The organism is Geobacillus sp. C56-T3, from assembly GCF_000092445.1.
In the GTDB taxonomy this organism is placed as follows: Bacteria; Bacillota; Bacilli; order Bacillales; family Anoxybacillaceae; genus Geobacillus; species Geobacillus thermoleovorans.
On sequence record NC_014206.1, the window covers coordinates 1949928 to 1962294 of the forward strand.

Annotated in this window: 16 protein-coding genes; 3 read left to right on the forward strand and 13 right to left on the reverse strand. The window is 54.0% G+C overall.

The annotated features are described in order from the left end of the window. Nucleotides 1–7: 7 nt before the first annotated feature. Nucleotides 8–442, reverse strand: a complete 435-nt coding sequence (locus GC56T3_RS09685) for a DMT family transporter (protein ID WP_013145359.1) — start codon at nt 440–442, stop codon at nt 8–10. Nucleotides 443–577: 135 nt separating this feature from the next. On the opposite strand from GC56T3_RS09685, the gene GC56T3_RS19645 reads away from it, so the two are divergent. Beyond that, complete coding sequence (locus tag GC56T3_RS19645; RefSeq protein WP_193568238.1) at nt 578–895, forward strand: hypothetical protein; 318 nt, start codon at nt 578–580, stop codon at nt 893–895. A gap of 5 nt (nt 896–900) precedes the next feature. On the opposite strand, the gene chrA is transcribed toward GC56T3_RS19645, so the two are convergent. Next, complete coding sequence (gene chrA, locus GC56T3_RS09695) at nt 901–2109, reverse strand: chromate efflux transporter (RefSeq protein ID WP_013145360.1); 1209 nt, start codon at nt 2107–2109, stop codon at nt 901–903. 74 nt (nt 2110–2183) lie between these two features. Between chrA and GC56T3_RS09700 the strand changes: the two genes are divergently transcribed. Next, nucleotides 2184–2690, forward strand: coding sequence for a QueT transporter family protein (locus GC56T3_RS09700; RefSeq protein WP_013145361.1), 507 nt, complete (start codon nt 2184–2186; stop codon nt 2688–2690). A 10-nt stretch (nt 2691–2700) separates the two neighbouring features. Here the strand turns inward: GC56T3_RS09700 and GC56T3_RS09705 are convergent, their stop codons facing one another. Together GC56T3_RS09705 and GC56T3_RS09710 are read right to left on the reverse strand one after the other, a co-directional pair. After that, on the reverse strand, nt 2701–2958 hold the full coding sequence (locus tag GC56T3_RS09705) for a hypothetical protein (RefSeq protein ID WP_013145362.1): 258 nt from the start codon (nt 2956–2958) through the stop codon (nt 2701–2703). Beyond that, the gene (locus GC56T3_RS09710) at nt 2955–3956 is read right to left on the reverse strand and encodes a multidrug resistance efflux transporter family protein (RefSeq protein WP_013145363.1); all 1002 of its coding nucleotides are present in this window, start codon (nt 3954–3956) and stop codon (nt 2955–2957) included. Before GC56T3_RS09710 ends, GC56T3_RS09705 begins: the two co-directional genes overlap by 4 nt. 301 nt (nt 3957–4257) lie before the next feature. Here GC56T3_RS09710 and GC56T3_RS09715 point away from each other — a divergent pair, with 301 nt between their 5' ends. Then, nucleotides 4258–4701, forward strand: coding sequence for an OsmC family protein (locus GC56T3_RS09715; protein WP_013145364.1), 444 nt, complete (start codon nt 4258–4260; stop codon nt 4699–4701). 149 nt (nt 4702–4850) lie between these two features. Here GC56T3_RS09715 and GC56T3_RS09720 read toward each other — a convergent pair whose 3' ends face one another. The 9 genes from GC56T3_RS09720 to GC56T3_RS09760 form a co-directional block, all read right to left on the reverse strand. After that, on the reverse strand, nt 4851–6065 hold the full coding sequence (locus GC56T3_RS09720; RefSeq protein ID WP_013145365.1) for an ABC transporter substrate-binding protein: 1215 nt from the start codon (nt 6063–6065) through the stop codon (nt 4851–4853). 125 nt (nt 6066–6190) lie between these two features. Continuing rightward, nucleotides 6191–6898 (reverse strand): ABC transporter ATP-binding protein, encoded by a 708-nt coding sequence (locus GC56T3_RS09725; RefSeq protein WP_013145366.1) that lies wholly within the window; start codon nt 6896–6898, stop codon nt 6191–6193. Next, on the reverse strand, nt 6891–7655 hold the full coding sequence (locus tag GC56T3_RS09730) for an ABC transporter ATP-binding protein (RefSeq protein ID WP_013145367.1): 765 nt from the start codon (nt 7653–7655) through the stop codon (nt 6891–6893). Before GC56T3_RS09730 ends, GC56T3_RS09725 begins: the two co-directional genes overlap by 8 nt. Beyond that, entirely contained in the window at nt 7655–8695 is a 1041-nt protein-coding gene (locus GC56T3_RS09735) for a branched-chain amino acid ABC transporter permease (RefSeq protein ID WP_013145368.1), read from the reverse strand. Before GC56T3_RS09735 ends, GC56T3_RS09730 begins: the two co-directional genes overlap by 1 nt. Then, complete coding sequence (locus GC56T3_RS09740; protein WP_013145369.1) at nt 8695–9558, reverse strand: branched-chain amino acid ABC transporter permease; 864 nt, start codon at nt 9556–9558, stop codon at nt 8695–8697. The genes GC56T3_RS09735 and GC56T3_RS09740 overlap by 1 nt, the downstream gene beginning before the upstream one ends. 59 nt (nt 9559–9617) lie before the next feature. Further along, on the reverse strand, nt 9618–10244 hold the full coding sequence (locus tag GC56T3_RS09745) for a TetR/AcrR family transcriptional regulator (RefSeq protein ID WP_011231154.1): 627 nt from the start codon (nt 10242–10244) through the stop codon (nt 9618–9620). Between the two features lie 20 nt (nt 10245–10264). Next, nucleotides 10265–11434 (reverse strand): thiolase family protein, encoded by a 1170-nt coding sequence (locus GC56T3_RS09750; RefSeq protein ID WP_013145370.1) that lies wholly within the window; start codon nt 11432–11434, stop codon nt 10265–10267. An 80-nt stretch (nt 11435–11514) separates the two neighbouring features. Next, entirely contained in the window at nt 11515–11919 is a 405-nt protein-coding gene (locus tag GC56T3_RS09755; protein WP_013145371.1) for a MaoC family dehydratase, read from the reverse strand. Then, nucleotides 11916–12365 (reverse strand): MaoC family dehydratase N-terminal domain-containing protein, encoded by a 450-nt coding sequence (locus GC56T3_RS09760; protein WP_013145372.1) that lies wholly within the window; start codon nt 12363–12365, stop codon nt 11916–11918. Before GC56T3_RS09760 ends, GC56T3_RS09755 begins: the two co-directional genes overlap by 4 nt. Nucleotides 12366–12367 lie beyond the last annotated feature (2 nt).

Genomic DNA, 12367 nt, shown 5'->3' on the forward strand with positions numbered 1-12367 from the left:
CTGTTGTTCATTTGCGGAAAAAAAGCCAAAGCGCCAAAAACAAACAGGCTATAGCAGCGAGGCGCGTCATGTCAAACGGAATGCGCTGTCCCCCGAATAACCCGAAGTGATCAATGATCGAGCTCATGACGAGCTGGCCGGCGATCACGGCTGCCAGAGAGTTGGCGACGCCGACTTTCGGAACGATCAGCACCATGACAAACACATAAAAAGCGCCGAGAATGCCGCCCGTCAGCTGCCATTTCGGCACAGAAAACATGGCCAGCAATTCTCCTTTTCCGAAAAACAATTGCACTAAAAATAAGACGATCGTTCCGATTAAAAACGACACGAACGCCCCTTCCAACACACCAATCCGCTTGCCGAGGCCGCCGTTCACTCCTGCCTGTACGGAGACAGCCATCCCGGCCGTTAGAGCGAGCAGCATCCATACCCACTTCATCGGCTCCCCCTCCTTTTGCCTATATACGCCTGCGGATCAGGCGGCGAGCTTTCCTTTCAGCGCACAGCCCTACGCCATGCCGGCGCTCTTTTGTTTCTGCCGCCTCGGTATCGCTTCCATGCAAACGAAAACCATTTGATCAAGCTCATCACTAATACACTGGCGCCGGCCATTAAGGAAACGAGGTTGACGATCGACGCCATCGTGCTCGCCACGACGGTCGGCGGCGGCTGGATTGCTTGCGGCGCAGATCGCACTCGGCCCCTTGTTGTCTGGTTTGACCTCCCGCCTGCTATTGTGACCATCCATTTTCTCATAGCGTTTCTCTTGGCTGGCGCTGCTGTTGATCGATCTATGCATCTATTTGCATCTGCCGGCTATTGCAACGGCAAAGCCAAACACGTCGTTGTCCATTTTCGGACGATCATGAAAAGCCGCCATCATGGTGCTTAGGGCGATCAGCCGAGCCAAGCGCGCAGCCATCCGCCGACGAACGAAACAAGGACGACCGCCCATGCTGGCCACTTCCACACAACAAGAAGAAGAAAAGCCCCAAGGGAAAACGCCAAATCGGCCGGTCCCTTCACCGCTTTCGTCCAGATCGGGTCATACAGCGCCGCAAGCAAAATCCCGACCACAGCGGCGTTAATGCCGGCAAGCGCCGCTTGGAAGCGTGGATGACGGCGAAGCCAGTGCCAAAACGGAAACGCGCCAAGAACGAGCAAAAAGGATGGAAGAAAAATGGCTGTGGTAGCCACTAGCGCTCCCTTCCAGCCCAACGCCGCCATTCCAATATACACGGCAAACGTAAACAGCGGCCCAGGGACGGCTTGGGCGGCGCTGTAGCCGGCTAAAAACTGATTGGCGGTGACCCACCCTTGCGGCACCACTTCCGCCTCCAAGAGCGGCAACACGACATGCCCGCCGCCAAACACGAGCGCCCCAGCGCGGTAAAAGCTGTCAAACAGCGCCAAAAGCGGTGAATGGATCCAAGTGCGAATGAGCGGCAGCGCAACAAGCAACACGGCAAACAATGAAAGCAACGTCAAACCGGTGGAACGACGAATGGAAGGCGGGATGCCTGCCGCAGACGAAGAAGGTGCGACGTTTTTTCGCAATCCAACAGCGCCAATGCCCCCCGCTGCGGCGATGACGGCTACTTGGCTCCACGCGCCCGGCGCAAGAAGCACGGCGGCCGCCGCTATGATGGCGACCGTTGCCTCGAGGCGGCTAGAGGCGAATTTGCGCGCCATCTCCCATACGGCTTGTGCCACGACCGCCACGGCCGCCAACAGCAAGCCGTGCATCCAGCCGGCGTCACCCCAAGAATGGTGTTGCAGCCAAACAGCAACCAGGCTGAGGGCGACCGCTGACGGCAGCGTAAAACCAAGCCAAGCTGCCAACGCCCCCCAAACGCCGGCGCGCATAAATCCGATGCCGATGCCGACTTGGCTGCTCGCTGGACCAGGGAGGAATTGGCATAAAGCGACCAAATCGGCATACGTTTTCTCGTCAATCCATTTTTTTCGTTTGACGTACTCTTCGTAAAAATAGCCGAGATGAGCGACCGGACCACCAAATGACGTTAAACCGAGGAGAAGCGCTGTTTTTCCGACTTCCCAAACCGATCGCCGCCGGCTTGTTGCTTGTTGATCCGTCAAGGTCAACGAGATTCACTTCCTTTCGTTCATTCGTTTGTCGTGCTACAATCATATTATCATCAATGCGAGGAGAGGACGTTATGAACATTCGGATCATAGCGGCAAATGGCTTGATCGCCGCCGTGTATATCGCGGTGACGGCGCTCATTCAGCCGTTTGGCTTTACGAATATTCAGTTTCGCGTGTCAGAAATATTGAATCACTTGGTCGTGTTCCGCAAAACATACGCCATCGGCATTGTGCTTGGCGTGTTTTTCGCCAACTGGTTTTTCTCGCCGATCGTCGCGTATGACCTCGTATTTGGCGTCGGCCAGTCGGTGTTGGCGCTGCTCATCACGATCGTCTCTATGCGGTATGTCCGAAACGTTTGGGCGCGCATGACCGTCAATACGCTGTCATTTACTGTGACTATGGCCATTATCGCCTTCGAATTGAAACTGGCGCTCGGCTTTCCGTTTTGGCTCACATGGCTGACGACGGCCATCAGCGAGTTGGTCGTCATGGCCATCGGCGCGCCGATCATGTATGCCGTCGGCCGCCGGATCGCTCCAGAAGCCTTCCGGGCCGCTGACGGCCGCAACGACTGACCAAGTGTTCCTACGGCATCGAGCGCACCGCCCATTCGATGATCAATGAACAGACGGCGGCAAGCATCGACGCCGCCGTCATCGTTGTTAGCATAGACCGCAGCTTGGGATGAATACGGGGGCGAAAGTGAAGGATGGTGAGGCTGACAGCAACCCCTCCGCCCCATACGACAAGACCCACGGGCGTCATAAGCACGTCCCAGTCGCTAATCCAGAGATAAATCACAGCCGCATGGCAGGCCAGCAGCGCGTAGATGCTCGTTTTCACCGCTCTCCCTCCACCCGATACGAAGGCTGGGCCTTCGAAACAGCCGAAACCGGCCGTTTCGCCATTCTCACAGACTCAAAACTATGCCAGCAAATCCCCGCCACAATGACCGCCAAACCGACAAACGCCCATCCGTTCGGAAGTGGAGCGGATAAGAACAGCACTTCGCCGATAACAGCAAAAATCACTTCTCCGGATTGCGTCGCTTCAACAGCAGCCAGCTTCCGCTCATTTCCTTTCGCCCGGTCAGTGGCGATGAAAAAAAGCGTCGTCGCGATAACGCCCGAGCTGATAGCGACAATGAGCGACTGCGCCGTTTGCCCAGCCGAAGGAACCCCGGCTGTCGCCCATCCAATCAGCGCCACGACAAACCAAAACGGCAAGCTGGCGATCGTCATCCCGAATACGCGTTGAAACGCGTCAAGCCGTCCGGCACAATGCTCGATCATTTTTCGGTTGCCCAGCGGGTAAGCAAAGGCGGCGATGAGCACAGGAAAGATCCCCAACGCGATTTCTTTCCACGTGAGATGGCCTGCTTGCTGGAACTGAACGAGCGCGACGCCGAGCAAAATAAAAAATGAAATGAAGAGCGCCTGTTTTTCAATCGGGCGGCGCACGGACACAGTTTCGTTTTGCGTTTCAATTTGTTCTGTAAACAGCGGGCTAAGCAGGACGCCGGCGACGATCGTGCACTGCCATGTGCCGGCTACAAGCCATCCTGGGCCGTACGCAGCGGCGTACGTGAGCGGCGCGTAAAACAGACCGAAACCGACCGTCCCCCAGACGATCCATGTCCATGGATGGCTCTTCATGTCGCGCCAAACCGGACTGAGATTGCGGCGGGCAAGAAGAATGACAAACAACAGCGGAACCATAAAGAAAAAACGAAGTGACGAGCTCCACGTCCAACTTCCGCCAGCTAGCTCCATAGACCGGTTCAAGATGAACGTAACGGCAAAAAAGAACGAGGCGGCAAGGCCGAGCGCCATTTCCCGCATGGTCGGTCTCTCCCCTCCTGTGATTAGATTCATCATGTGGCAGAGCAGTTTTATTTTATCGCATTATTGAAAGTTTTTCTATTTATTTTATTTGATTATTTAGAACATAGTTTTTTATGATAAGAAGTACACAATAAAAATTGATCAACTCGAAACAGTGCTTCCAGGCGGCAATCCTATCATTACCGCATCCATTCTTCTGTCCGTCACCTTCGTTTTCTTTAAATTCTTACTTGTCAAATAGGGATTTATGTATTATTCTTAATTTATCTATTATTCCTATTTATCAGGAGGTTTTTTCATGCCTAAGCTTACCTTTTCCTCTGATGTCAAATGGTCTGGCGAAGGAGTACGCTCGGTGGCTGACATTAACGGCAAACAAGTCATCATTGACGAACCTCCAGCCTTGGGAGGCACCGATCAGGGGCCGAATCCCGTAGAGTTGGTCCTAGCCGCACTAGGCGGTTGCATCAATGTACTGGTCTCTCTGTTTGCCAGCCATCACGGGGTCGAACTGAAAGGAGTTCAAGTACACGTAGAAGGGGATTTAGATCCCGATGGCTTTATGGAGAAAGCGGACGTTCGGCCTGGATTCTTAGAAATTCGTTACCATATTGATATCGACTCTCCTTCCGATCCAAAAAACGTCCAAGCTTTGATTGAACACGTTGAACGTGTCTGCCCGGTAAAAGACACCCTAAGGGGCGTCCCTACGGTGTCTATAACGAATCAAAAAACGTCATAAGGTGAAAATGGAAAAGGCTGTCTGAAAAAAGTCGAGCGATGACCTTTTCAGACAGCCTTTCGAGGGTGTTGTTTCCTTCGAGACGCTATGCATGACAACCGTGCTGATGAAAGGGCTTCTTCGTTTGTCGGCCTTGCGTGGCGGACGGATTATTTGTCAATTAACTCAATCGGCACAATTTTTCCATTTTCCACCGCAGCCACAACGATTTCTGATTCAAAACCGCCATCGTCGCCGATGCTCGGGACGTTATACACTTTCTTTTCTGCTGGAATGTTTTTTAAACCATCGTTCATATGTTCGCGGATGGCTTGCGGATCATCGACGGTGCCTGCCGCTTTCATCGCTTCAACGAAAGCATAAAGCGCCAAATAGTTGTAAGCGGCTTCTGACCCCGGATCTTCGTTGAACTTCGCCCGATAGTTTTTCACAAACTCGGGAACCGCGGGTTCATCCGACTCGACAAGCGGCATGACGCCGATCGAGCCTTCCAGCATGTCATAAGAGCCTGTCACCCGTTTCATCTCATCGAGTTTCGCCTGATCCATAATGATAAAGCCACCTTTAAATCCAAGTTCGCGCGCTTGTTTCGCCACTTTTGCCGTCGGTTCCGAAGCGCCCCCGATAAACAGCACATCTGGTTTTTCTTTCAAGGCGTTCGTCACGATCGTAAAGAAGTCGGTGTCTTTCGTAAAGTCAATAGATGATTTGTAGACGACTTTTCCGCCTTGTTTTTCCCAATACGGCAACAGTTTTTCTGTCCAGTCTTTCCCGTATTGCGTCGCCGTCGGCAAGGCGGCCAGTTTCTTGCCGAAACGCTTCATGGCATAATCGGTAAAAGTCGGGATGTAGCCGTCATAGCGCGGCGGAATGCGCACGGTCAGCTTGTTGCCGGTCTGCGTAATTTTCGGTTCGCTTGTGTACGCCGCGATGATGAAATTGTCCGTTTGGTTGAACACTTGCAGTGCCATGACGCCGCCGCTGTGCGGCGTGAAAATGATCGGCGTATGATGTTCCTGCACAAGGCGCTTGGCGTTTGCCGCCGTTTCGTTTGGCAAATATTTGTCATCCAACGGTACGAGGTTGATTTTGTATTTTTTTCCTTTCACCTCAAAGCCGCCGCTGTTGTTGATTTCCTCAGCCGCCATCTTCAGACCGTTCAGCGTCCGTTGGCCATAATAAGCGGCAGGACCGCTCAGCGGACCGCTGTAGCCGATGTTGACCGTGCCCGTTTCACCGCTGCCTCCTCCGCTATTGTTTCCGCCGTTGGCGTTATTGCTGCTTGGCGAATTGTTGCACGCCGCAAGCATAAACATCATGATGGCCGCGATCATAGCGGCGATTGACCATTTTCTTTTTTTCATTCTACTCCCCCCTATTGATGATTTATTATTGTGAATATTTAGATAATATTTGACACACCCGTTATTCACCCCCTTTCAGTGCCATCTCTTCTCCTTGCTTTCGTTGCTGAAGAAGATGGAGTCTGTTATCCGCCAATGTACGCCTTGCGGACATCGTCGTTGGCGAGCAGCTCGTCCGCCGTCCCTGAGGCAACGATCGTCCCATTTTCAAACACATAGCCTCGATGGGCGATCGACAGCGCCGCATGAGCGTTTTGTTCCGCCAACAAAATCGTTGTTCCTCCCTCATTGATTTGCTTAATCGTCGCAAACATCTGCTCGACAATGAGCGGAGCGAGTCCGATTGACGGCTCATCAAGCAAGAGCACCGCAGGACGTGACATTAAGGCGCGTCCGATGGCGAGCATTTGCTGCTGGCCGCCGCTTAACGACCCGGCTGGCGCGTTTTGCTTGTCGCGCAAAATCGGAAACAGTTCGTATACATGTTCAATCGAGCGGCGGATGCCTTCTTTGTCCTTCCGATGGACGTAAGCGCCCATCAGCAAGTTTTCGTATACACTCATGCGCGGAAACAGTTTGCGCCCTTCCGCGCATTGCACGACGCCTCGCCCGACGATGCGGTCAGGAGGCAGCGAATCAATGCGCTCGCCATCGAGGCGGATTTCCCCCCGCACTGGTTTGTGCAGTCCGCTGACCGTGCGAAACAATGTGCTTTTCCCGGCCCCGTTGGCGCCAAGCAAAACGGCGATCTCCCCTCGCTTGACGGAAAACGTCACATCGCGAATGGCCGTAAAACTCCCGTAGCGGACGGATACGTTCGCAACTTCAAGCAATGGCGCTCCCTCCTAAATACGCTTGAATGACCGCCTCGTTGTTTCGCACTTCCTCGGGCGTTCCTTCCGCGATTTTTTCTCCGTAGTTTAACACCATAATGCGGTCGGCAATTTTCATGATCATCGACATTTTGTGCTCAATCAGGCAAACGGTCAGGCCGCCTTCTACCATTTTGACGATCAACTCCTCAAGCCCTTCCGTTTCATCCGGGTTGATGCCGGCTGCCGGTTCATCAAGCAGCACGAGCTCCGGATCGGTCGCCAAGGCAAGCGCGAACGCCACCCGCTTTTTCTGCTCCTGCGACAAGTTGGCCACCATCCGATCCGCCACATGGGTTAGACCGACAAAGTCGAGCACTTCCATCGCTTTTTCTTTGCATGCCTGTTCCTCGCGGCGGTGCCGTTTCGTGCGCAAAATGGCATCAAATAAGTTGGATGACGTGCGGAGACGATGGCCGATGATGACGTTGTCGATCACCGTCGCCTGTTCAAACAAGTGAGTCGTTTGAAACGTGCGGGCGATGCCGAGCTTCGCCCGTTCGTTTGCCGGCAGGCGGGTAATATCGCGCCCTTTGAACGTAATCGTCCCTGACGTCGGCCGGTACAAGCCGCTGATTAAATTGAAAAACGTCGATTTGCCGGCTCCGTTTGGACCGATGATGGCGTTGATCTTCCCTTGCTCGACGGAAAAGGTGACATCGTTGACCGCCAGAAGCCCGCCAAACCGCTTCGTCAACCGTTCAACGTGCAAAAGCATCATGATCCCTCCTCTGCGTGCCGCTCGCCTCGTCCTTGGCTCGAGACGGCCAGTTCCGCAGCAACTCGGTTCGCTTCTGGATCGAGACGGCGCGCTTCTTCACGCTTTGCTTTCAAACGGATGACTCCCCCGGCAATGCCGTGTGGGTAAAAGATGATGAGCAACGTCAGCACCGGACCGAAAATCAACATCCGGTAATCTTGCAAAAACTGCAATTGTTGGGACAGAAACGTAATCAGCAACGTCCCGACGACCGGACCGGCGAGCGTGCCAATCCCACCGACAAGCAAATACGTTAAAAAGTCGAACATGACGCTGACGTACGCAATGTCCGGGCCAAGAAAGCGGATGAACGATGCGTACAGCGCTCCGGCAAGCGATGTAAAAAAGACCGAGAGAACAAACGAGGCGAGTTTGTTTTTCATCGTCGAGATGCCAAGCGTCAACGCGAGCTCCTCACTGTTGCGAATGGCGATGTACGTCCGTCCGGTCAACGAATAGACAAGGCGGTACATGGTGAAGATGACTGCAACCAAGAAGCATAACACCAAATAATATTGGGCGACGGGCGTTTGAAACGAGAGCGGACCGATGTCAGCCGGCGCCGGGATGCCGATAAACCCGCGCACTCCGCCGGTTAAACTGTCCCATTTGTCAATGATCAAATAGATAATATAGCCCACACAAAGCGTATAAATGGCGAAAAAGTGCTCTTTCGTCCGCAGCGCAACAAGCCCGATGACGGCCCCAAGCAACGTGGTGAACAAACAAGCAAGCACGAAAGCCAGCCAAAACGGCACGCCCGCTTTCACCGTCAAAATGCCAAGCGCATACGCGCCAATCGCAAAAAACCCGGCGTGGGCAAGCGACAAATAACCAGTATAGCCAGCAAATAAATTCAGCCCGTAAACAGCGATCATCCAAATGAAGGAGATCGTCATCATGTGCAAGTAATAGCTGTTGGTGACAAGCAACGGAAAGGCAAGCGCCAGCGCCGCAAGAACGGCGATCCATAAGCGCCGGTTGGCGAATACAGCCATCAATGTCCCTCCTTGGCAAACAGTCCGTTCGGTTTGACCGTTAAAATGATGACGAGGATGGCAAAAGCGATAATGTCTTTGTAGTCGTTCGACACATACGTCGCTCCCAAGCTTTCGCTGAATCCCAAAATATAGCCGCCGACAATGGCGCCTGGAATGCTTCCCATGCCGCCGAGAATGATGATGACAAACGCTTTCAAGATGACAAGATGGCCCATGCCGGGAAACACGAGGTTGATCGGCGAGGCGAGCGACGCGGCGAGCGCTGCCAAACTGCCGGAAAGGAAAAACGTCAGCATGGCGACTTTATTCGTGTTGATGCCGACCAAATTCGCCCCTTCGCGGTTTTGCGCCATCGCGATGATGGAAGACCCGATGAACGTCTTTTTCAAGAAGAGGTAAAGCAAGATCATGATGATGACAGCGGATGCGATGATGAGGATGCGTTGAACCGTCAAGGTCAAGCCGAAAATGCTGACAACGTCGCCGTATGGGGTCGGCATCGTATGGTAGTCCGCCCCCCAGACGAACTGGACGAATGCCTCCAAAAACAACAAAATGCCAATCGCCGCAATTTTGTCATGGAGCGGCGGTGCGTCGCGAAGCGGATAAAACACAAGCCGTTCCATCAATACACCGAGCATCCCGACCGCGGCCATCGACACGACAACGGCCAACCCGTACGGCAGCCCGGCTTTCGTCATCGCAGTGAGCGTGACATAACCACCCATCATATATAACGCGCCGTGGGCAAAGTTTGGAATGTGCAAAATGCCATAAACAAGCGTCAAACCTAACGCGACAAGGCTGTAAACGCTTCCAACTGTCAGCCCGTTTAACAGCTGCTGGATGAATAGCTCCATCCCGATCCCCCTTTTTGTTTGCCGTTTGGCCAGATCATCAAAGCGGCGCGGCCGATCTTTCATTCGGTCTGGCCGCCCGAATTGCCTGGCTCCGCCTCATTTCGACCGCTTTCTCCAGCTCTTGGCGCCTTTATGCCGTGCAAAATGAAATCAACGAAAATGTCCGTCAGTTCTTCTTCAGAGATGCCTCCGTCAGGCCGGAACCAATAATAGCTCCAGTTGGTGATGCCAAGCAGGCCAAACGTAATCATTTCTGCATGAAGCGATGGCTTGAATTCCCCGCGGGCAATCCCTTCTCGAACCAGCTGTTCATACCGCTTGCGAAACAACCGCCGCTTTGCGCGGATTTCCGCCAAATGGTCATCAGCCAAATGCCGCATTTCGCGGAAGAAAATGCGGGCGCTTTTCTTCCGTGTGCGGATATTGCAGATGACCATATGGACGATGGCCCGCAATTTCTCCGTGCAGCTTTTCTCGGGATCTTGGACAATGCAGGCTTGCTGCCGAAGCAAATCGTCCAGATAGGAAACACAAATATCACATAGCAACTCCTCTTTGCTTTTGTAATAGTAGTAAAAGGCCCCTTTCGTTGCCCCGATCGCTTCGACGATTTCCTGCACCGACGTTTCTTTGAATCCTTTGCGTTCGAACAACTCTATGGCAACTTCCCTTAATTTTTCTTTCATCCTCCACGGTCTCCAATGCGTCATTCTCTCTCAATGATGGTCGCAATGCCTTGACCGCCGCCGATGCACGCGGTAATGAGCGCGTATTTCCCTCCGCGGCGCTTCAGTTCATACACCGCTTTTGTGATCAAAATCGCCCCCGTCGCGCCGAGCGGATGGCCATGGGCGATGGCGCCGCCGTTTATGTTCACTTTTTCGGGATCCATCTCAAGCTCACGGTCGCAGGCGATCACTTGCGCGGCAAACGCTTCATTGATTTCAATGATGTCCATCTCATCAAGCGTCAGCCCCGCTTTGGCGAGCACTTTTCTTGTCGCCGGCACCGGGCCGATGCCCATGATGTTCGGATCCACTCCGGCGACCGCATGGGCGCGGATGACGGCAAGCGGCTTTAAGCCAAGCTCCTCTGCTTTTTCCCGCGACATGATGACGAGCGCCGACGCCCCGTCGTTCAATCCGGAACTGTTCCCGGCCGTCACCGTTCCGCCTTCCAAAAACGCCGGCGGCAGCTTTGCGAGCGCTTCCATGGTTGTGTTTGGCCGCGGATGTTCGTCCGTATCGAAGATGAACGGCTCCCCTTTTTTCACCGGCACGGCAATGGGCACAATTTGCTCGTCAAATCGCCCTTCCTGCATGGCGCGCGCCATGCGCTGCTGGCTGCGCAAGGCGAATGCGTCTTGTTCTTCACGGCTGATGCCGTATTTTTTCGCTAAGTTTTCCGCCGTAATCCCCATCGGCGGATCGCCGATTTCTTTCGGCGATAGCTGCGATTTGCGGAAGCTTGGCGGCGTCGAGCTGTACGGTTTTTCCGGGCGGTCCATCAAATACGGCGCGCGGCTCATGCTTTCCACGCCGCCGGCAATATACACATCTCCGTCGCCGGCCCAAATGGCTTGCGCCGCTAAATTGACGGCGTTAATGCCCGAACCGCACTGCCGGTCGACCGTCACTCCCGTCAGCTCAAGCGACAGTCCGGTTTGCAGCGCGGTCAGCCGGGCGATATTGCCGCCGCCGCTTAGGACGTTGCCCATAATGACATCATCGACATGCTCCGGACCAATATTCGCCCGCCGCATCGCTTCTTTGATCACTTCCGCGCCGTAAATATGCGCCGGCATCGTCGCCAAAGCGCCCCCTTGGCGGGCGATGGCCGTTCGTACAGCAGACACAATGACGGCATCTCGTCTCATCCTGACTCCTCCTCATCCCCTTTGTAGTACGAAACCCGGCAACTGGGCGTTCTCGATGTTGCCGGGCTCGCTGCCTTGCTTCATTCATACAGAGAAAACACGGCTTCGCCCTTAATGACTTCTTTTCCATGCTGGTTGACGGCGGCGACGGCAAAGCGGATCGCTTTCTTGTCTTTTTCCTTCACCGTTGCTTTTAAGGTGATGACATCGTTTAAAAACACCATCGACTGGAAGCGGACGAAATAGTCTTGGACAAACCCTTCTTCGTAGTATGGCGTAAACAGCTTCGCGAGGTTGCCCATCGTCCACATGCCGTGGGCGATAATGCCCGGCAGGCCGGCTTTTTTCGCCTCTTCATCGATCGTATGAATCGGGTTGTAGTCGCCTGATGCGCCGGCGTATTTGATTAAATCGAGCCGGGACACCGGTGCGAGCGTTACTTCGGGAAGCGACTCTCCGACTTGCCATTTGCGGATGCTCGTCATACGCTCATCGCCTTTCTAACCGCCTCGTTGATCATGATCGTCGAGGTGGAAGTGAAAATGAGATTTCCGTCAGCGTCCTCGCCGTTGTTGGCGATGACCAAAAAACCGAGCAGGCCCATGCTGCTTTGCTTTTCGAAGTAATCTTTCACTTCCGCATAGCAGTACAGCTCTTCGCCGACAAACAGCGGGCGCTCATAATGGAAGTGCTGTTCGCCATGGATGAGCCCTTTGGCTGGCAGCTTCAGCCCTTCAATGACGCCGTAGTCAAACACGCGCGGAAACGTCGGCGGCGCAATGTTGCGCCCGTAGCGCGACCGTTTCCCCGTCTCTTCGTCCCAATAAATCGGGTTTGGATCGCCGATCGCCTCCGCAAACTTTTTCACCGCTCCGCGCTCAACGGTGTTTTTCACTTTCGCCGACCGTTTTCCGATGTCATGTTGGTACATGC

Excerpts from the sequence above, each read along its gene's own strand:
- GC56T3_RS09685 (WP_013145359.1), bottom strand. The coding sequence starts at position 442 with ATGAAGTGGGTATGGATGCTGCTCGCTCTAACGGCCGGGATGGCTGTC.
- GC56T3_RS09700 (WP_013145361.1), top strand. The coding sequence starts at position 2,184 with ATGAACATTCGGATCATAGCGGCAAATGGCTTGATCGCCGCCGTGTAT.
- GC56T3_RS09710 (WP_013145363.1), bottom strand. The coding sequence starts at position 3,956 with ATGCGGGAAATGGCGCTCGGCCTTGCCGCCTCGTTCTTTTTTGCCGTT.
- GC56T3_RS09715 (WP_013145364.1), top strand. The coding sequence starts at position 4,258 with ATGCCTAAGCTTACCTTTTCCTCTGATGTCAAATGGTCTGGCGAAGGA.
- GC56T3_RS09720 (WP_013145365.1), bottom strand. The coding sequence starts at position 6,065 with ATGAAAAAAAGAAAATGGTCAATCGCCGCTATGATCGCGGCCATCATG.
- GC56T3_RS09730 (WP_013145367.1), bottom strand. The coding sequence starts at position 7,655 with ATGCTTTTGCACGTTGAACGGTTGACGAAGCGGTTTGGCGGGCTTCTG.
- GC56T3_RS09735 (WP_013145368.1), bottom strand. The coding sequence starts at position 8,695 with ATGGCTGTATTCGCCAACCGGCGCTTATGGATCGCCGTTCTTGCGGCG.
- GC56T3_RS09740 (WP_013145369.1), bottom strand. The coding sequence starts at position 9,558 with ATGGAGCTATTCATCCAGCAGCTGTTAAACGGGCTGACAGTTGGAAGC.
- GC56T3_RS09745 (WP_011231154.1), bottom strand. The coding sequence starts at position 10,244 with ATGAAAGAAAAATTAAGGGAAGTTGCCATAGAGTTGTTCGAACGCAAA.
- GC56T3_RS09750 (WP_013145370.1), bottom strand. The coding sequence starts at position 11,434 with ATGAGACGAGATGCCGTCATTGTGTCTGCTGTACGAACGGCCATCGCC.
- GC56T3_RS09755 (WP_013145371.1), bottom strand. The coding sequence starts at position 11,919 with ATGACGAGCATCCGCAAATGGCAAGTCGGAGAGTCGCTTCCCGAAGTA.
- GC56T3_RS09760 (WP_013145372.1), bottom strand. The coding sequence starts at position 12,365 with ATGTACCAACATGACATCGGAAAACGGTCGGCGAAAGTGAAAAACACC.